This window comes from Staphylococcus sp. GDY8P72P (assembly GCF_016890655.1).
In the GTDB taxonomy this organism is placed as follows: Bacteria; Bacillota; Bacilli; order Staphylococcales; family Staphylococcaceae; genus Staphylococcus; species Staphylococcus arlettae.
In genome coordinates this window covers 231,152-251,448 of the sequence record NZ_JAFEQJ010000006.1, presented here as the reverse complement: position 1 = coordinate 251,448, position 20,297 = coordinate 231,152, and the positions used below count along the sequence as shown (strand labels likewise).

Genomic DNA, 20,297 nt, shown 5'->3' with positions numbered 1-20,297 from the left:
TGAAAAGGAGTGAAATCAATGATGGTTTCCTTACCATTTAGAAATGAAGTCCCTAGTGAAGAACAATGGGATATTACTGATTTATTTATATCTGATGAAGCTTTTTATACACAATTAACCGAGACTACTAAACAAGCTCAACAATTTCGTGCAAATTTTGATACTCAAATAACTGTAGATAAGATTGAATCAATGTTACAGCAATATTCACAAATATTAATAGAAGTCGATCGTATGGCAAACTATGTTGAATTAAGGTTAAGTGTTGATACTACAAACGAAGCAGCACAAAATTTAAGTTCTAAATTTAGTACGACATATGGCAAAATAGCAAGTAATCTCGCCTTCGTTGAATCTACAATATTAGCTTTAAGCGATGAAGAGTTAGCACGTGTTATTGATCATTCTCAATACAAACACTTTTTAACTAAATTAAAAGCGCGCAAACCATATCAACTGGCACCTAATGTAGAGGAAGCTTTAGCGAGTTTCTCCCCTATTTTTGAAAAGCCTTATGAACTATACGGCAATACTAAGATGTTAGATATTGCTTTTGATTCATTTAAGCATAATGACGCTGTTTATCCTATGGATTACGCTACATTTGAAAATGATTATGAAGATAATGCTGATCCAGAATTTAGACAGAAAAGCTTTGCGACTTTTAGTGATGCTTTAAAAAAATATCAACATACTACTGCAACGACATATAATATGCAAGTACAACAAGAAAAGATAGAAGCAGATTTAAGAGGATATGACTCTGTTATAGATTATTTATTACAAGACCAAGAAGTAACACGTGAAATGTTTGATCGACAAATTGATGTAATCATGAGCGAACTTGCCCCTATTATGCAAAAATATGCTAAGTTGTTGAAGCGTGTACATAATTTAGAAGTAATGCGCTTTGAAGATCTGAAGATTTCGATTGACCCTCTGTATGAACCTGAAATTTCAATTGAAGAATCTAAATCATATATCTATGGCGCACTGAATGTCTTGGGTGATGATTATTTGAATATGGTTGAAACTGCATATAGAGATCGTTGGATCGACTTTGCTCAAAATAAAGGCAAAGAAACTGGTGCATATTGTGCAAGTCCGTATGCTTCACATTCTTACGTATTTATTTCATGGACAGGAAAAATGGCTGAAGCATTTGTTTTAGCGCATGAACTTGGACATGCAGGTCATTTCAACTTAGCGCAACACCATCAAAATTATTTAGAATCAGAGGCATCTATGTATTTTGTAGAAGCGCCTTCTACAATGAATGAAATGTTAATGGCAACATACCTATTTCAACGCAGTGAAGATCCACAATTTAAGCGTTGGGTTATTGGATCAATTATTTCAAGAACGTATTATCATAATATGGTAACGCATTTGTTAGAAGCTGCATTTCAACGTGAAGTTTATACAAAAGTAGATGCGGGCGAATCGTTAACTGCGCCCCAATTAAATCAAATAATGAGAGATGTATATAGTCAATTTTTCGGAGATAGTGTTAAGTTAAGTGATGGTGCTGAATTAACATGGATGCGCCAACCTCATTATTATATGGGATTATATTCCTATACTTACTCTGCAGGACTAACTATTGGAACGGTTATGGCAGAACGGATAAAAAATGAAGGCCAAAGTGCAGTAAATGATTGGCTAAATACATTGAAACTTGGAGGAAGCAAATCACCTATAGAATTAGCACAAGTTGCAGGTATTGATATTACAACAGATCAACCATTGCGTGCGACGATTAATTATATTGGTGAGCTCGTGAATGAGTTAGAAGATTTAACAAATACTATTGAAAATAAATAAACAAAGGCTACCAAGCATATGGCTTGGTAGCTTTTAATTATCGTATGATTCGAAACGTTCACCTGTAATAAAGTAATAATAATTCTCTGCAATATTACAAATATGATCGCCTATTCTTTCCAAGTGTCTTGCAGCTAGATGTGCTTGTCCTGAAACGAAAGGATCGTTATCAATCAGATAAGTCGTATTGACAATGTTTCGATATAAATCGTCAATATCACGATCTCTAGCGATAATTTCTTTTATTAATGTCAGGTCATTGTTATTTGCTGCTGTATTTAAATCAACGAGCATTAACAGAGCTAATTTACCCATTGTTTTTAACCGTGTTAATACATAATTATCGCTAAATTGTGCACGTAATCGTATTTTGGCAATACTTGCAGCATTATCACCCATACGTTCAAAATCAGAAGCTATTTTTAATGAAGCCATCATAAGTCGTAAATCAGTTGCTATAGGTTGTTGGCGTGTAATTAGCATAATTACCTTTTCATTAATTTCTGATTCAAGTGCATTAATTTCCTTATCTAGTGCTATTACTTGGCGTGCATAATCACGATCATTAACACTCAGCGATTCTAAAGCATAGTCAATGTTACGATATACTCGAAGGCCAAGCCGGCGTAAATCTTTATTGAGTTCGCCGATTTGGCCTTCGTAATTATGTCTAATAATAGCCATAGTTTATTAACCGAAGCGTCCAGAAATATAATCTTCTGTTTGCTTGTCTGCTGGATTAGAGAAGATTTTTTCAGTATCATCGTATTCATTGACATAACCGTTAAGGAAGAACGCTGTTTTATCAGATACACGTGCTGCTTGTTGCATGTTATGCGTTACAATAATAATCGAATATTTTTCTTTTAATTCTTGAACTAATTCTTCTACTTTTAATGTTGAGATTGGATCTAATGCTGATGTTGGTTCGTCCATCAAGATAACGTCAGGTTCGATAGCTAACGTTCTAGCGATACATACACGTTGTTGTTGACCACCAGATAAGCTATAAGCATTAGTGTCCAATCTATCTTTCAATTCATCCCAAATTGCCGCGCCACGTAAAGATTTTTCTACTATTTCATCTAATACTTTTTTATTTTTTATACCGTGAATTTTCGGTCCATAAGTGATATTATCATAAATTGATTTAGGGAATGGATTTGGTTGCTGGAAGACCATTCCTACATTAGTACGTAATTTTTCAACAGAATATTTATCGTCAAAAATATTTTGATCTCTGTACATGATTTTTCCAGCTGTTTTTACAGAAGGTACTAATTCAACCATACGATTTAATGCTTTAATATAAGTTGATTTACCACAACCTGAAGGACCGATAATTGCTGTTACATTGTTTTCTAAAATATCTAAGTTAATATTTTTTAATGCGTGGTTATCGCCATACCATAAATCAAGATTTTTCGTAGAGTAGACAATACTTTTGCTTTTATCTGAACTCTCTATTTTGTTGTTTGAATTAGTGTCTAATGGCGTAGTCGGTGCTTGATTTTGTGCTGTATGTTTTTCTAATTCGACTTTTTCATCTTTATTTGCAGTTAAATTGTTTACCATAATTAAAACTCCTTTATAGATGCTCATTAAGGTTAAAATATAGGTTACTTAATGAGGTGTTTGTTTTATGCTAGAATATTGTGCCTAAAACTTTTTGCTGTATTTGTTACGCAAGAATATTGCGATTGCATTCATTAATAATAAGATAACAAGTAATACGATAATACCTGCAGATGCTACGTTTTGGAATTCTGCTTGAGGTAGTTTTGCCCAGTTGTAAATTGCCATTGGTAATGCTTGGAATTGATCAAAAATACTTGATGGTAATGCCATAAGTACTGTTGGAATACCAATTAAGATTAACGGTGCAGTTTCCCCTAATGCACGCGATAATGCAAGAATAAAACCAGTTAAAATTCCAGGAATAGCGGCCGGCAGAACGACTCTTCTAATTGTTTGCCATTTATTGCCTCCAAGTCCGTAAGAAGCTTCTCTCACTGTATTAGGAACAGCACGGATTGCTTCTTGGCTTGCTACAATGATTACTGGCAAAATCAATAAAGACATAGTCAAAGCAGCTGCTAGAATAGAGTTACTTAATGCTAGTGCTTCGATTCCCATACCACGTACGAAAATAGTCAGGCCTAATAGACCGAATACGACTGAAGGTACACCAGCTAAATTAGAAATACTTACTTTAATAAATTGAGTAAATGCATTGTCTTTAGCATATTCCTCTAAATATATTGCTGTGCCTACCCCTAATATAATCGTGATTGGGATAATAGTAATCATCAACCAAACTGTACCGATTAATGCGCCTTTAATACCTGCCATCGATGGTGTTGAAGATGAGAAACTTGTAAAGAAAGATGGCGTTAAATGTCCAGCACCTTTAATTATAGTATCAATTAATAATACCGCTAATACAACAAGTCCAACCATTGTGCAGGCGAAGAACGCCCATTTGTTAAATTTATTTGTTTTCAAGCGTCCATTTAATTTATTTTCTACTGATTTTTGATCTACTAACACTTTGTTGTTATTTGATGGTGCTTGAGAGATTGTTTGATCATTTGCTTGTGTCATATTAATACTCCTCTCTAAAGCGTTTCGTAATCCATTGAGAGATTAAATTCATTGCTAGTGTAAATAGGAATAACGTGAATCCTACTGCATAAATACTATAATAAATGTCTGAACCGAAAGTAGCGTCACCAGTTGCGACTTGAACAATGAAACCAGTCATCGTTTGGATTGAACCAGTTAAGTCTAATGAGGCAGTTGGTGTACTACCTGCAGCGAGTGAGACAATCATTGTTTCACCAATTGCACGTGAAATGGCTAAAACAATTGACGCCATGATACCTGATGTAGCTGCTGGTAATACTACTTTAGTCGCTACTTCGAATTTTGTAGCACCTAAGCCTAAAGCACCTTCGCGCATTTTATTAGGAACTGAGGACATAGCATCTTCACTCATACTTGAAATAAGAGGAATGATCATGATACCTACTACAATCCCAGGACTAATAGAGTTAAAGCTTCCTAATGATGGGAAAATGTCTCTTAATAATGGTGTTACAAATGTTAAAGCAAAGAAACCAAATACAATAGTTGGAATACCTGAAAGGATTTCCAAAATTGGTTTGATAATTGCACGTGCACGTTGTGATGCATATTCACTTAAATAAATAGCTGCACCTAAGCCGATTGGCACCGCTACAATAGTTGCTATAACTGTAATTTTCAAAGTACCTAGAATTAATGCCCAAATACCATATTTAGGTGTGGATGAGAATGGATTCCAATCCATCGTAAATAAAAATTCTGTAATTGGTACGCGTGTAAAGAATGTGATTGTTTCCGTTAATAAAGTTACTAAAATACCTACTGTCGTTAATATGGAAATAACTGCAATAGTTCCTAAGATGACAGGCACAATTTTGTCGCTTGTACCTTTCTTTTTGGCGTTGTTTTGAGCAATCATTTCACTAACAGAGAAATTGTTATCCGCCATAAAAATACCTTCCTTCTATATAATAAGCTCCCAAAATTTAAAAAAGATTGGGGACTGTTGTCACCTACTTACAAAAACGGTGTTTCGTAAGTGTTATAAAGGTGAACAGTTATGGAAAATGGTTAACGAAGTGGTGTTTACTTCGTCTGCCATTTTCCTTATCCCAATCTTAAAGAATTGATGTTATAATTATTTTTCTTCTTCCTTACTACTTTCTTCTTTGCTATCTCCACCTGTAATGTCCTTCAGGTTATCTTGTTGTTCTTTGTAAGTTTTTTCAGGAAGTGCAACATATCCAGCATCTTCTGCTGCTTTACCTTTATCGTCTAAGATGAAGCCGATGAATTCTTGGAAAGCTTTATTGTCTTTAAGTTTTTTCTCATTTGCGTAGACATATAAGTCTCTACTTAAAGCGTATGAACCATTTTGAATAGATTTCTTAGTTGGTTCTTTTGCTTCGCTATCACCTTTGATTTTAACTGCTTTTAATTTGTCTTTATTTTGTTCGTAGAAGTTATAACCGAAATAACCAATACCTTGTTTATTATCTTGTACTGAAGAAACGATTACGTTTGTATCAGCATTTTTCTCTGCTTTGATATCACCGTCATCCATAACTTCTTCTGTGAAGAAATCATAAGTACCGTGTGATTGGTCAGGAGAGAAAGCTTTAATTTCTTTATCTGGCCATTCTGGGTTAACATCTTTCCAAGACTTAGCTTCACCAGAATAAATTTGTTTCAATTGATCTTTATCAAGTTCATCAACAAAGTCATTTTCTTTGTTAACTGCAATAGTTACACCGTCTTTTGCAACTTTGAACTCTTCATATTTAATACCTTTATCTTCTAATTTTTTCTTTTCTTCATCTTTGATTGGTCTAGAAGCATTTGCAAAATCAGTGCTTCCAGAAATGAATTTTTCAAATCCTCCACCAGTACCAGAAGTACCAGAAGAAACTGTTATATTTGGAAAATCTTGAGCAAATTTTTCATTTAATTTTTCAATGATTGGACCTACTGTTGAAGAACCGTCACCCTTAACTTCGCCTTCAACATCTTTGCCTTCACCAGAACCTCCGCTACCGCCACAAGCTCCTAGTAAAAACGAAGCACCAACAACTGTAGTACCAATTAACTGCCATCTTTTCATTGAAACATCCTCCTAAATAGAATCAATAACTCGAAAACAAGTTATATGTATTTATTACAACTCTTATGATACAGACGAATTATTAATCTCAAATATGCTAATTGTAAATGTTTCGTTAAGAATAGAATCATTGTGTTTACAAAATTAAAAATTGAAAGCATAGCTTGTGGAAGTCAATCATATCAAGGGTTTAAAGAGTTATAAATGTTACGTTAACATTACGTGATACTAAAATTAGCAAAATAATTATTTAGTTTTTGTGTTGAAAATTTTATTTTGGGTTTGTTTACTTATAATTAAATGTATTTTGAGGAAGTTTTAGTTGATTATTAAGAAAGTATTAAGTGAATAAAATGGAACTTGTACATTAATTGTGCTTTAGTGAGATTGTCGATGTAGTTTCTGACTTTGTGGCATGTTTATGCACGCTTTCCGCGGGGACTGCCTCAGTCTGTAGTCTTCGGCGAGAGCTATTCCCGCAGGAGTCGGCATAAATACAGCCGATATTATAATATATATAAATAAACACCCCTTCACATTTATTTGTGAAGGGGTGTTTATTTATTATGATCTAGATTTTTTAAAAGCTCATTTCTATTATTGAACATCACCTATAATAATAGAAGAAACTAGTTTTCTAATCTAGACCATCCTTTTTTAGTTAGTTCAATTTTGCCAGTTTCGATATTAATGATTTTTTGTTTGTAAAGGTGACCAATAGCTCTTTTAAAAGCACCTTTACTCATATTGAATACTTCTTTAATTGCTTCTGGGCTTGATTTATCCCAAAAAGGCAATTCACCATCATACTCAACAAGTAAATCAAAAACGATTTGGCCATCTTCATCTAAACGTTCATGGGCTAATGGTAAAAATGATCCATTTAACTCCCCTTTGTCGTTGTGGCCAATAATTCGTACATTGACTAGTTCACCGAATCTTGGTTCTGCTTTACGTTCTGATTCATGAACAAATATTTTATAACCATCTTTTGATAGTAAAAAACTACCAATTCTAAGTAAACGATATGGTCTTGCTTCAATTACTTCGTTTTGTTTTGAATCGTCATGGACAGGCGTGAACATTGATTCAACTATTGTTTCTGTTGCTAATCTAGCAAACATTTGGTTTTCACTATCTATTCTTAAAGTGACTAATAATTCATCACCATGTTCTGGCCATAAAGTTTTTACTTTAGGTAAATCTTCCCATGGGATAAGGACCTCTCTTGGTAATCCAACATCTACATGGGCACCATCTCGGTCTGTTTTTAATACTTTTACAAAATCGTACTTATCTACAGTGATGTCTGGCATATTTTGGGTTGCAAATAGTTCTCCTGAACGATTAGGATAGATAAAAAAGCTGTACTCTTCCCCTACTGCTAACTCGTCTTCTTCATTAACTTCTGATTGGTTTAATTTAACTGTTTCGTTATTTGGGCCTTGTAACATATAAGTTGATCCTTGCAAACCAACAACTTTTAAGAATTCAATCGTTCCTACAATTCCTTTTTCTTCTCGTGCCATATTTGTCTCCTTCGCACATATTTATTCTGTATCATTATAACACGCCAAGCGTTAACAAGCATTAATCCTTTTTAGAAAGCTCGAAACAAAGATATAAGTATGTTATAATTTGTCCGTTAGAATAACGATAAAGGAGTAAGTGCATGTTACAAGTTACTGATGTGAGTTTACGATTTGGTGATCGTAAATTATTCGAAGACGTAAATATTAAATTTACAGAAGGCAATTGCTATGGGTTAATCGGTGCAAATGGCGCTGGGAAGTCTACATTTTTAAAAATATTATCTGGTGAGTTAGATGCTCAAACGGGCAACGTGTCTATGGGCAAAAATGAACGACTAGCTATTTTAAAACAAGATCACTTTGCTTATGAAGAAGAACGAGTTATTGATGTAGTGATTAAAGGTCATGAACGTTTATACGAAGTGATGAAAGAAAAAGATGCTATCTATATGAAACCTGATTTCAGTGATGAAGATGGTATTAGAGCTGCTGAGCTTGAAGGTGAATTTGCTGAAATGGACGGTTGGAACGCAGAAGCCGACGCTGGTTCATTACTTTCAGGTTTAGGTATTAAAGCAGATTTACAAGATAAATTAATGTCAGAATTAGAAAACAACCAAAAGGTTAAAGTTTTACTAGCGCAAAGTTTATTTGGGCAACCTGATGTGCTATTACTCGATGAGCCGACAAACGGTTTGGATATTCCAGCAATAAGTTGGTTAGAAGATTTCTTAATTAATTTTGAAAATACTGTTATTGTCGTTTCACACGATAGACATTTCTTAAATAATGTATGTACACACATTGCTGACCTAGATTATGGCAAAATCAAATTATATGTTGGGAATTATGATTTTTGGTATCAATCTAGTCAATTAGCAATGAAAATGGCTCAAGATCAAAACAAGAAAAAAGAAGAAAAAATTAAAGAATTACAAGACTTCGTGGCACGATTCTCAGCAAATGCTTCGAAATCTAAACAAGCAACTAGTAGAAAAAAACAACTTGAGAAAATCGAGTTAGATGATATTCAACCATCATCACGTCGTTATCCATATGTTAAGTTCACTCCAGAACGTGAAATTGGTAATGACTTATTATTTGTTGAAAATGTATCTAAAACAATTGATGGTCAAAAAGTATTAGATAACATTTCATTTACGATGGATCCAAATGATAAAGCTGTACTGATTGGCGATAGTGAAATTGCTAAAACGACTTTATTGAAAATTTTAGCAGGTGAAATGAAACCTGATGAAGGTAGCGTGAAATGGGGAGTGACAACTTCTCAAAGTTATTTCCCTAAAGATAACTCAGAATATTTTGATGGTGTTGACACTAATCTTGTTGATTGGTTGCGTCAATATGCTCCGGAAGATGAGCAAACTGAAACATTTTTACGTGGCTTCTTAGGACGTATGCTCTTTAGTGGCGATGAAGTTAAGAAAAAAGCAAGTGTCTTATCAGGTGGAGAAAAAGTACGTTGCATGTTAAGTAAAATGATGCTTTCAAGTGCTAACGTCTTATTACTTGATGAACCAACTAACCACTTAGACTTAGAAAGTATTACTGCTGTCAATGATGGTTTAGAGTCCTTTAAAGGTTCTATAATTTTCACTTCATATGACTTTGAATTTATCAATACAATTGCAAACCGCGTGATCGATTTAAATCAACCAGGCAGTCTATCTAAAGAAATTTCATACGAAGCTTATTTACAAGAAATTGGTGTATTAAATAAATAATGACTTATAACAATTAGCCTTAACGTGATTTCTACTCACACGTTAAGGCTAATTTTATGCAAAATAGTGTTTTTTAATGGTATGGATATATATAATGAAACTAAATTGACTTAAGGAGGATATAACTTATGGAAAAGTTAAACTTAAACGATGGTCACATTATACCCGTTGTTGGCTTTGGTACATATAAATTAAATGGGACACAAGGTGTACATGCAATTGTGAATGCCTTGAACAATGGTTATCGTGTACTGGATACTGCTTATAATTATGAAAATGAAGGTACTGTTGGTAAGGCAATATCACAAAGTCACGTAGCTAGAGATCAAGTTATCGTAACATCTAAATTGCCAGGTCGTTATCATGACTATGATAGCGCAATGATAGCCATACAAGAGTCTATTTATAGACTTAATGTTGACTATATTGACTTATACCTTATACATTGGCCTAATCCAAAACAAGGGAAATTTGTAGAGGCTTGGACGGCGCTTATCGATGCTCAAAAAGCTGGGTTATTAAAATCAATTGGTGTATGTAATTTCCTACCTGAACATATAGATACGCTTGAGCAAGAAACAGGAGTCCTTCCTGCCATCAATCAAATAGAATTACACCCCTACTTTAACCAACAAGATGTTATAGACTATCATCGAGAAAAAGGTATTGTAATTCAAGCATGGAGCCCTATCGGTAGAGCTTCTAACGTAATTAATGATGAAACAATTGCTACGATAGCTGAAAAATATAATAAATCAATACCTCAAGTAATTTTAAAATGGCACGTGCAAAATGGTATTGTCCCAATTCCTAAAGCAACGTCTAACCAAAGACAATTGGAAAATATTAATATTTTTGATTTTTCATTAGATGATGAAGAAATGGTTAAGATAAATAACTTAACGCGTGAAGATGGTCGTCGCAAAGATCAAAATCCAGCGATATATGAAGAGTTTTAATACATTTTAAAGTGTAAAATAACATTAATATTAACTTTGAACATATAAAATGAATAAGTTTTCAGTAAATTCAAATAAAATGAATTTAAAGGTTTACAGTCATATGCCCTATATGTATAATATGAATCATAACCAATTTAATAAGAATTAGATGAGGCGCATCAATCATTAGTAAATTTTAGAACAAACTATCTGCTAGTAGCTAAAATTGAAAGGGTGAGATGCCGAAACGACAATAATAGCAGCTTATTGTTTTGTTGGACTTTGTGGTTAAGAGCTTAAGGTCTGTCATTATTTAAAATAATGGAGTGCATCACTTGTATATAGATTTAGAGCAGGTTCGCACTTAGAGCTTGTTCTTTTTTTATATGATTTGTGATTCTCCCCTAATACTTTGAGGAGGATATGTAAGTGAATAGAAGTGTTTTAAAGTTTGGAGGTTCGTCTGTTAGTGATTTTTCGAAAATTAGGAATATTTCGGAAATGCTAAAACGACGAGTTGAACAAGGTGAACAATTAATTGTAGTAGTTAGTGCGATGGGAAAAACTACAGATCAACTTATGGAAAATGTAAATATGTTGACTGAAACACCTAAAGACGATGCACTTGCCCTACTGTTAACAACTGGTGAGCAGCAAACTGTATCATATTTAGCAATGACATTGAATGATATTGGTATAAGTGCAAAAGCAATGACTGGTTACCAAGCTGGTATTAAAACAGTTGGCCATCATTTGAAAAGTAGAATAGCTGAAATCAATCCAGATACATTTCACAAAGCATTTGAACAACATGATGTGCTAGTAATTGCAGGATTTCAAGGTATTAATGATGACTTTGAATTAACCACATTAGGACGTGGTGGCTCAGATACAACGGCAGTCGCTTTAGCTGCTAGCAACAATACCCCATGCGAAATTTATACTGATGTAGATGGTGTTTATGCAACAGACCCTAGGGTATATGCTAAAGCGAATCGTTTGTCAGCTGTCTCTTACGAAGAAATGATGGAAATGAGTGCTTTAGGAGCAGGTGTATTAGAAACTAGAAGTGTTGAATTAGCGAATAATTATAACATCCCACTCTACTTAGGTAGAACTTTATCAAATGTGAAAGGAACATGGATAATGGCACAAACAGATTTATTAGAGAAAAAAGCGGTGACTGGTGTCGCCTTAGATACGCATATGATGCATGTGACAATTAGTTACCCATTACCAGATAATAAATTATTAACAAGATTGTTTACACAACTCGATCGAGGATCAGTCAACGTGGATATGATTTCACAAATTGTAAATATTGAAGGTTTACAGTTATCATTTACAATTAAAGATACTGATGTAGTTCAAATTTCAAAACTATTGGAAGAGTTGTCAGAAGATTACAACGCTTTAGATTTCAAAATAAATGAATCATATGCCAAAATTTCTTTAATTGGTTCAGGAATGAGAGATATCTCTGGCGTGGCTTCAAAAGCATTTATCACTTTAATCAACAACGACATTGCATTTTATCAAACAACGACTTCTGAAATAAGCATTTCATATGTTATTGATGCAGACAATGGTGAACGTGCTGTTGCGGCATTATATGAAGCCTTTGAAATGTAAGCAAATAATTTAAAAAATAGAAAATGGAGTGTATCAATTATGACAAAATTAGCAGTTGCAGGAGCAACAGGTTTAGTAGGAAGAAATATGTTAGATACAATAGATAGAAAAGGTATACAATTTGATGAATTAGTACTGTTTTCATCAGCGAGATCAGCTGGTACAGAAGTATCTTTTCAAGGTAAAACATATACTGTCAGAGAGTTAACAGAAGAAGCTGCAAATGAACAATATGATTTTGTATTAATGAGTGCAGGCGGTAGTACAAGTGAGCACTTCTCCCCTATTTTCGAACAAGCTGGTGCCGTGGTCATCGATAATTCAAGTCAATGGCGTATGGTCGAAGGCATTGACTTAATTGTCCCTGAAGTAAACGAACCAGAATTAACTAGAAAAATTATTGCTAACCCAAATTGTTCAACGATTCAATCAGTTGTCCCGTTAAAAATAATGCAAGAAGCTTATGGTTTAAAACGTGTGGCGTATACTACGTATCAAGCTGTTTCAGGTTCAGGTGTGAAAGGTAAACAAGAATTAGCAGAAGGTGCAAACGGTAAAGCACCTGAAACATATCCACATGCTATTTATAATAATGTGCTCCCACATATAGATGTCTTTTTAAAAGATGGCTATACAAAAGAAGAGCAAAAAATGATTGATGAAACTCGTAAAATATTAAAAGATGATGCTTTAAAAGTAACAGCGACATGTGTACGTGTTCCTGTTCAAGATAGTCATAGTGTTCATATGAGCGTCACTGTTAATAAAGATACTACAGTTGCAGATATTCAGCAGTTATTTGACAATGACTCACGTGTTGTCTTAGAAGATAATCCAGCAAATAATGAATATCCTTTAGCAATTAATTCTACTGGCAAAGATGAAATCTTTGTTGGGCGCATTAGACGTGATGATTCTTTAGACAACACATTCCATGTGTGGTGCACTTCTGATAATTTATTGAAAGGTGCAGCTTTAAACGCTGTTCAAATACTGGAACAAGTTATGAATTTGAAAGGAGTTAAATAATATGACACATATTTTTGAGGGTGTTGGTGTAGCTTTAACTACGCCTTTCACCCATAACGAAGTAAATTATACTGCACTTAGAAAACATGTGAATTATTTAATCGACAAGCGTGCTCAATCTATCATTGTAAATGGTACGACAGCAGAGAATCCTACACTATCTGACGAAGAAAAAGATCAAATTTTAGAAGAAGTGATTAACACTGTAGATGGACGTATACCTGTTATTGCTGGTACAGGTACAAATAGTACTCAAAAATCTATTCAAGCTTCTGTTAGAGCAAGAGAACTGGGTGCAGATGCTATTATGTTGATTACACCGTATTATAATAAAACGAACCAACGCGGATTAATCGAACATTTTACGACTATCGCCGATGCTGCTCAACTACCAGTAGTGTTATATAATGTGCCTTCTCGCACTAATATGACAATCGAGGCAGCTACAGTAGAAACATTAAGTCAAAATGAATATATTGTTGCCTTAAAAGATGCAACTAATGATTTTGACTACTTACATGATTTACAACAGCGTCTAGATACAGATCAATTTGCACTTTATAGTGGTAATGATGATAATATCGTACAATATTTTAAAGATGGTGGACATGGTGTAATATCAGTTGTAGCCAATGTTATTGCTGATGATTTACAACAATTGTTTGAAGCACAACAAAATGGTGAGGATATAACTGCAAGCTTTGCACCGATTGAAACGTTGTTAAATGCTTTAGCGGTAGATGTAAACCCTATCCCAATCAAAGTATTGACTACGGTGGAAGGCTTTGGTAATTATGAAGTACGTTTACCACTTGTACCATTAGAAACAGCAGACGAAAATGCCTTAAAAGAAGCATATGCATATTATAAAGCGGGTGAACATCGATGAAAATATTACTTATTGGCTACGGTGCAATGAATGAACGTGTTGCACGACTAGCGGAAGAAAAAGGTCATGAAATTGTAGGGATAATTGTTAGGGATAGCAATAATACATATCCCTACCCTACTGTTGAACATATTGCTGATGCACAAGATGCAGATGTAGCGATTGATTTTTCTAATCCTGAACTCTTATTACCATTATTAGAAGAATCTTTTAAACTACCATTAGTAATTGCAACAACTGGTGAAAAAGAACAGATTATTCAACGCTTAGAAGCATTAAGTACACAAATGCCAGTCTTTTTCAGTGCAAATATGAGTTATGGTGTTCATGCACTTACTAAAATATTAGAAGCAGCTGTACCACTGTTACGTGATTATGACATTGAATTAACGGAAGCACATCATAATAAAAAAGTAGATGCACCTAGTGGTACATTAGTAAAACTGTATGATGTAATAGAATCATTGCGCGATAAAACAACACCAGTTTATGATCGACATGAAGTTAACGAAAAACGTACTGATGACGAAATTGGTATACATGCCAAGCGTGGAGGTACAATCGTTGGTGAACATGAGGTTTTATTCGCAGGTATTGATGAAACAATCGAAATTACACATCGTGCACAATCAAAAGACATATTTGCAAATGGCGCTATAAGTGCAGCCGAAAAACTTGTGAAACAAACTCAAGGATATTATACTTTTGATAATTTATAAATTAAAGGAGCTAATTAAATTATGACACAACATTTATCAGCAGAAGAAATTATTCAGTATATTAGTGATGCAAAAAAATCTACACCACTGAAGGTTTATGTTAATGGAGATTTCTCCAACGTGATTTTCCCTGAAACTTTTAAAGTATTTGGATCTGAAGGTTCAAAAGTCATCTTTTGTGAAGCGGCAGAGTGGCAACCATTCTATAGTGCCAATGAAGCAAGTTTTACAGATGTTGAAATCGAACAAGATCGTCGTAATTCAGCAATCCCATTAAAAGACTTGACGAATACTAATGCTCGTATCGAACCAGGTGCATTTATTAGAGAACAAGCCACTATTGAAGATGGTGCAGTAATAATGATGGGTGCAACGATTAACATCGGTGCTGTTGTTGGCGAAGGTACGATGGTTGATATGAATGCGACATTAGGAGGTCGTGCTACAACTGGTAAAAACGTACATGTAGGTGCCGGTTCTGTATTAGCAGGTGTCATTGAACCCCCTAGTGCTTCTCCAGTTGTCATTGAGGATGATGTGTTAATCGGTGCTAATGCCGTAATCTTAGAAGGTGTACGTGTAGGACAAGGAGCAATTGTGGCAGCAGGAGCAATTGTTACTCAAGATGTTCCAGCAGGCGCAGTTGTAGCCGGTACTCCAGCTAAAGTGATTAAACAAACATCAGATGTTGAAGATTCAAAACGTGAAATTGTATCAGCTTTAAGAAACTTAAATAACTAATAAGTTATACTTAAATCATCAATAAATTTATTTAGGAGGATTGAGTTATATCGTTGTGTGCCATGTTTAGAAGTACTTTAGAGCATAACACTAACAATGATATTTCTCTCCCTCCTATTTTTATAATACATAATGAATTGAACAAATTTAACTTATGAACTAAAAGGACTGATCTAATATGAATGAACTTGAATTTGTTACGAAACATAGACGGCACTTACATCAATATCCTGAGCTAAGTTTACATGAATATGAAACGACGCAATATATTGCGAGCTTTCTAGATAGTTTAGGTGTTCACTATGAACGACCACTAGACACAGGATTAGTAGCGTATATACCTGGAAATGGTCAAAAAACAATTGCTTATCGTGCTGACATTGATGCATTACCGATATTTGAAGAAAATGATGTTGATTATAAAAGTCTCAATGATAATGTTATGCATGCATGTGGTCATGATGGTCATACTACTGCATTAATGTTATTTTTACAGCGTTGTAAATCACGTGCAGATGCTGGTACGTTACCACAAAATATAGTGTTTATTTTTCAACCGGCTGAAGAATCAGGTGGCGGTGCCAATCGTTTAATAAAAGCTGGTGCTTTTGAAGCGTACCCTATCGAAGCTGTTTTCGGAGTACATGTAATGCCCTTTGTCGAAGAAGGAAAAGTTGCAATTCGCGATGAAGAAATTACAGCAAGTGCCACTGAGTATCGTTTCTTTTTAAAAGGACTATCTAGTCATGTTGCTGATAAGGAACAAGGTCATTCTTGTGGTGAAGCATTACAACATGTATTGGCGCAAGTGGGTTCAATTCAACAATACCATTTAAATGGACTTAAAAGAAATATCGTTCATATGGGTAGATTTGAAGCTGGTGAAGCAATTAATACTGTGCCAAGTCAAGGATATCTTGAAGGGACAATTCGCACATATGATACTCAAGATTTGGCAGTTGTGAAGCAACAAATGTTAAAAATTGCAGAAAGTGTTGATTTATTATTCGGTGTTGAGTGTGAAGTTAAATTTGCAGAAGGTTACCCACCAACGTACAATGACCCTTCACTGAGAAAACATGTAGTAACAGGTCTAGAAAATGCTGGATTACAAGTTGTAGATAAAACGACACCTTACCTTTTTGGCGAAGATTTTAGTTTTTATAGCCAATTAGCACCTAGCTATTTTGTGTTTGTTGGTACTAAAGATGAGCAACGTGGATTTGTTACGGGATTACATACTGCACATTTAAATTTCAATGAAGCTATGCTAATTAGAATCGCAGATTATTATGATCAAATTTTAAATCATTACGGAGAGGTGCAAGCACAATGACAGCCACTTGGTCAGTAGATATACAAACTTTTTACAATAATGTAAAGCACGTACAACACAATAATTCTATTATGGCTGTAGTAAAAAACAATGCTTATCACTACGGTTTAGAATTTGCTGTACAACAGTTTTTAAAAGCTGGTATTACTACTTTTAGCACAACTTCACTAAAAGAAGCGATTAGAGTTCGTAAACTTGCACCCCAAGCGACGGTATTTTTAATGAATGCTGTCTATGACTTTGATACAGTACGTAAATATAATATCGAAATGACGCTCCCTTCATTAGAGTTTTATTATCAATACTATGAATCGTTGGCAGGTATCAATATACATTTAGAATATGAAAATCTGTTACATCGTTCAGGTTTGAAAACATTAGCTGAATTACGCGAAGTATTACAACATCATCAACAAAACCACCAAGCAGAAAAAATGCACATTCGTGGTTTGTGGACACACTTTGGCTATGCAGATGAATTTGATGTTGAAGAGTATGAGATAGAAAAAGCAAATTGGTTAAATATTGTTAATACATTATTAGATGAAGGTCAACAATTTGATATGATACATGCTCAAAACAGTGCAAGTTATTATCGTGAGTCTGGCATTTTACCCAATCATACACATGCACGTATCGGTATTGCACTTTACGGCTCGAGACCTTATAGCACCCTCTCAACATTGGATATTGTGCAAGCATTAACGGTGAAAGGTAATGTTATTCAAGTGAGAACTGTCAATGCTGGAGATTATTGTGGTTATAGTTTTGCTTTTGAGGCACAACGTAATCAGACGAAACTAGCCGTAGTTGATATTGGTTATGGTGATGGTATTTTAAAAACGAGAGCACAACACGAAGTGATTATTAACGGTCGTCGTTACCCTATTCGTGCATTAATGATGAGTCATATGTTTGTTGAAGTAGACGATGAAGTACATGCACAAGATGAAGTGATACTATATAATAATGATATACGTATAGATGAACATACGTTTAAAGGTGTGGGAGCAAATTCAGAACAATTAAGTGCAATGAATCATGATTCATTGATAAAGGAGTATAGATAATAATGACTGTAGAATATAATAATAATGGCGAGCTTACAATGGGTGGTACAAGCTTAAAAACTATAGCGCAAAGCTTTGGTACCCCTACTATCGTCTATGATGAATCACAAATTAGAATACAAATGCAACGATATCATAATGCCATGAAACAAAGCGGCTTGAAATATAATATTTCTTATGCCTCAAAGGCCTTTACATGTATTCAAATGGTTAAATTAGTTGCGGAAGAAGGTTTACAATTAGATGTGGTGTCTGAGGGTGAACTTTATACTGCATTAGAAGCTGGTTTCGATCCTAGTCAAATTCACTTCCACGGTAATAATAAGACTAAAAGAGAGATACAATATGCTTTAGAAAATAAAGTTGGTTACATCGTTATTGATGATTTAGAAGAGATAGAGTTAATTAATCGTTATGCTTCTGATGTTGTTGATGTAGTACTACGCTTGAATCCTGGAGTTGAAGCACATACACATGAGTTTATTCAAACAGGTCAAGAAGACAGTAAATTTGGCTTATCCATTAAGCATGGTTTAGCAAAACAAGGAATTGAAGCGGTGCAAAATGCCACAAAATTAAACTTAAAAGGTGTTCACTTCCATGTAGGTTCTCAAATAGAAGGTACAGAGGCTATGATTGAAACATCTAAACTAGTTATTCAATGGTTGAAAGCTGAAGGCGTTTTTGTAGATTTGATTAATTTAGGCGGAGGTTTCAGCATTAAATATGTTGACGGTGATGTGAGCTTCCCTATTGAAGAAGGTATTGCAGAAATCACTACAGCGATCAAAGATGTTGCTACAGCAGAAGACTATCCAATGCCTGAAATTGGAATTGAACCTGGACGCTCAATTGTAGGTGAAGCAGGTATTACACTTTATGAAGTGGGAACGATTAAAACAATTCCAAATGTAAATAAATATGTTTCTATTGATGGTGGTATGAGTGATCATATTCGTACAGCATTATATGATGCTGAATACGAAGCTAAACTCGTTAATAGAAATGATGTAGCAGATGAAACAGTGACTATAGCTGGGAAACTGTGTGAATCTGGTGATATTATTATCAAGAATGCAAAGTTACCATCTACAGTACGTCGCGGTGATTATCTCGCTATTCAATCGACAGGAGCTTATCATTACTCTATGGCATCTAACTATAATCAAATGCAAAAGCCATCTGTCTTTTTCTTGAAAGACGGTAAAGCCCGTGAAGTGATAAAAAGGCAGTCATTGCGTCAATTAATTATTAATGATACAAAATAAGAAAAAGCCCCTTGTATGTCGAACATACAAGGGGCTTTAAATCATTATGGACATATAAAAAGAACCTTTTTTAAGGTTCTTTTATAAGTCAATTTATAATCTATAAATTATAGTTTAACAACGTTAGCAGCTTGAGGACCGCGATCGCCTTCAACTACTTCGAATTCAACTGATTGACCTTCTTCTAATGATTTGTAACCTTCTTGGTTAATAGCTGAGAAGTGTACGAATACGTCGTTTTCTCCTTCAACTTCGATAAAACCAAATCCTTTTTCAGCATTAAACCATTTAACTGTACCTTGTTTCATATTGTGAAACCTCCAAGACTAAAATTCATTCAATATGCTTTATTCGCATATTACAAAAAATACGATGTTACAGAAATCTGTTATTACAATATTCTTTGCAATATGGAATAAAACAATTGCTTACTTACAAGTATACGGGATTGCATATTAAAATGCAATACATAATTGAAAAATTCAAATTAGTTAAATTTTGGAAGATCACAATAAACTTTATCATTATTTAAAACAATATAACTATAAAATATTTGTAAATCCTCATCACAATCTTCACAGAATCCTAATTCACAATTGTTATAAAACGCGTGGATATTATGTTTCCCTACTAAAAAATTATCAAATTTATCTTTACTATTATTTATTATAGATCGGTATGCTTCTAACATTTCATCGTAAGTTGAAAACGATTGTTGTTCTATAATATGGTCTGTCCAGTCACTAAATAGCCACCAGCCTTCGTAATCAGCTCTAATTTTTGCAACTGTCCACATGGTTAAAGCTCCCCTTTTTCAAAAATTCATTTTCATATGTATTTTCATTTAATTTTGACATTTGTATTGTTGGCAATAGTTTAATGTA

Annotated in this window: 19 protein-coding genes and 1 riboswitch; of the genes, 11 read left to right on the top strand and 8 right to left on the bottom strand. The window is 34.2% G+C overall.

Features of this window, described 5'->3' with window-relative positions; genetic code table 11:
- The first annotated feature begins 18 nt into the window (after positions 1 to 18).
- Positions 19 to 1,824, top strand: coding sequence for an oligoendopeptidase F (pepF, locus tag JVU85_RS02440; RefSeq protein WP_107387330.1), 1,806 nt, complete (start codon positions 19 to 21; stop codon positions 1,822 to 1,824).
- Between the two features lie 33 nt (positions 1,825 to 1,857).
- Here the strand turns inward: pepF and phoU are convergent, their stop codons facing one another.
- The 6 genes from phoU to cvfB form a co-directional block, all read right to left on the bottom strand.
- Positions 1,858 to 2,508 carry a phosphate signaling complex protein PhoU gene (phoU, locus tag JVU85_RS02435; RefSeq protein ID WP_002511110.1) on the bottom strand — a complete coding sequence of 217 codons (651 nt, stop codon included), beginning with the start codon at positions 2,506 to 2,508 and terminating at the stop codon, positions 1,858 to 1,860.
- A 6-nt stretch (positions 2,509 to 2,514) separates the two neighbouring features.
- A complete protein-coding gene (gene pstB, locus JVU85_RS02430) occupies positions 2,515 to 3,399 on the bottom strand; it encodes a phosphate ABC transporter ATP-binding protein PstB (protein WP_107373465.1) in 885 nt (294 codons plus the stop codon).
- A gap of 84 nt (positions 3,400 to 3,483) precedes the next feature.
- Complete coding sequence (gene pstA / locus JVU85_RS02425) at positions 3,484 to 4,428, bottom strand: phosphate ABC transporter permease PstA (RefSeq protein WP_103387910.1); 945 nt, start codon at positions 4,426 to 4,428, stop codon at positions 3,484 to 3,486.
- Position 4,429: 1 nt separating this feature from the next.
- Positions 4,430 to 5,359: a phosphate ABC transporter permease subunit PstC gene (pstC, locus tag JVU85_RS02420; RefSeq protein WP_002511111.1), complete on the bottom strand. Its 930-nt coding sequence runs from the start codon at positions 5,357 to 5,359 to the stop codon at positions 4,430 to 4,432.
- Between the two features lie 189 nt (positions 5,360 to 5,548).
- A complete protein-coding gene (locus JVU85_RS02415; RefSeq protein WP_107373466.1) occupies positions 5,549 to 6,511 on the bottom strand; it encodes a PstS family phosphate ABC transporter substrate-binding protein in 963 nt (320 codons plus the stop codon).
- A 629-nt stretch (positions 6,512 to 7,140) separates the two neighbouring features.
- Positions 7,141 to 8,040, bottom strand: coding sequence for an RNA-binding virulence regulatory protein CvfB (gene cvfB / locus JVU85_RS02410; RefSeq protein ID WP_021458810.1), 900 nt, complete (start codon positions 8,038 to 8,040; stop codon positions 7,141 to 7,143).
- Between the two features lie 143 nt (positions 8,041 to 8,183).
- Here cvfB and JVU85_RS02405 point away from each other — a divergent pair, with 143 nt between their 5' ends.
- From JVU85_RS02405 to lysA, 10 genes are all read left to right on the top strand, one after another.
- Positions 8,184 to 9,788: an ABC-F family ATP-binding cassette domain-containing protein gene (locus JVU85_RS02405; RefSeq protein WP_002511114.1), complete on the top strand. Its 1,605-nt coding sequence runs from the start codon at positions 8,184 to 8,186 to the stop codon at positions 9,786 to 9,788.
- Between the two features lie 128 nt (positions 9,789 to 9,916).
- Positions 9,917 to 10,747, top strand: a complete 831-nt coding sequence (locus JVU85_RS02400; protein WP_021458809.1) for an aldo/keto reductase — start codon at positions 9,917 to 9,919, stop codon at positions 10,745 to 10,747.
- Positions 10,748 to 10,890: 143 nt separating this feature from the next.
- Positions 10,891 to 11,069: riboswitch (Lysine riboswitch) on the top strand.
- A gap of 89 nt (positions 11,070 to 11,158) precedes the next feature.
- The gene (locus JVU85_RS02395) at positions 11,159 to 12,361 is read left to right on the top strand and encodes an aspartate kinase (RefSeq protein ID WP_021458808.1); all 1,203 of its coding nucleotides are present in this window, start codon (positions 11,159 to 11,161) and stop codon (positions 12,359 to 12,361) included.
- Positions 12,362 to 12,400: 39 nt separating this feature from the next.
- The gene (locus JVU85_RS02390) at positions 12,401 to 13,390 is read left to right on the top strand and encodes an aspartate-semialdehyde dehydrogenase (protein WP_021458807.1); all 990 of its coding nucleotides are present in this window, start codon (positions 12,401 to 12,403) and stop codon (positions 13,388 to 13,390) included.
- A 1-nt stretch (position 13,391) separates the two neighbouring features.
- Entirely contained in the window at positions 13,392 to 14,279 is an 888-nt protein-coding gene (gene dapA, locus JVU85_RS02385) for a 4-hydroxy-tetrahydrodipicolinate synthase (protein WP_021458806.1), read from the top strand.
- Positions 14,276 to 14,998: a 4-hydroxy-tetrahydrodipicolinate reductase gene (gene dapB / locus JVU85_RS02380; protein WP_021458805.1), complete on the top strand. Its 723-nt coding sequence runs from the start codon at positions 14,276 to 14,278 to the stop codon at positions 14,996 to 14,998. Before dapA ends, dapB begins: the two co-directional genes overlap by 4 nt.
- Before the next feature lie 21 nt (positions 14,999 to 15,019).
- Positions 15,020 to 15,739 carry a 2,3,4,5-tetrahydropyridine-2,6-dicarboxylate N-acetyltransferase gene (gene dapD, locus JVU85_RS02375; protein WP_021458804.1) on the top strand — a complete coding sequence of 240 codons (720 nt, stop codon included), beginning with the start codon at positions 15,020 to 15,022 and terminating at the stop codon, positions 15,737 to 15,739.
- Between the two features lie 178 nt (positions 15,740 to 15,917).
- Positions 15,918 to 17,075 (top strand): M20 metallopeptidase family protein, encoded by a 1,158-nt coding sequence (locus JVU85_RS02370; RefSeq protein ID WP_021458803.1) that lies wholly within the window; start codon positions 15,918 to 15,920, stop codon positions 17,073 to 17,075.
- Positions 17,072 to 18,145: an alanine racemase gene (locus JVU85_RS02365; RefSeq protein WP_021458802.1), complete on the top strand. Its 1,074-nt coding sequence runs from the start codon at positions 17,072 to 17,074 to the stop codon at positions 18,143 to 18,145. The genes JVU85_RS02370 and JVU85_RS02365 overlap by 4 nt, the downstream gene beginning before the upstream one ends.
- A gap of 2 nt (positions 18,146 to 18,147) precedes the next feature.
- Positions 18,148 to 19,413 (top strand): diaminopimelate decarboxylase, encoded by a 1,266-nt coding sequence (gene lysA, locus JVU85_RS02360; protein ID WP_021458801.1) that lies wholly within the window; start codon positions 18,148 to 18,150, stop codon positions 19,411 to 19,413.
- Between the two features lie 107 nt (positions 19,414 to 19,520).
- Here the strand turns inward: lysA and cspA are convergent, their stop codons facing one another.
- The gene (gene cspA / locus JVU85_RS02355; protein WP_001831260.1) at positions 19,521 to 19,721 is read right to left on the bottom strand and encodes a cold shock protein CspA; all 201 of its coding nucleotides are present in this window, start codon (positions 19,719 to 19,721) and stop codon (positions 19,521 to 19,523) included.
- A 179-nt stretch (positions 19,722 to 19,900) separates the two neighbouring features.
- Entirely contained in the window at positions 19,901 to 20,209 is a 309-nt protein-coding gene (gene msaA, locus JVU85_RS02350; protein WP_021458800.1) for a regulatory protein MsaA, read from the bottom strand.
- Between the last annotated feature and the right edge of the window lie 88 nt (positions 20,210 to 20,297).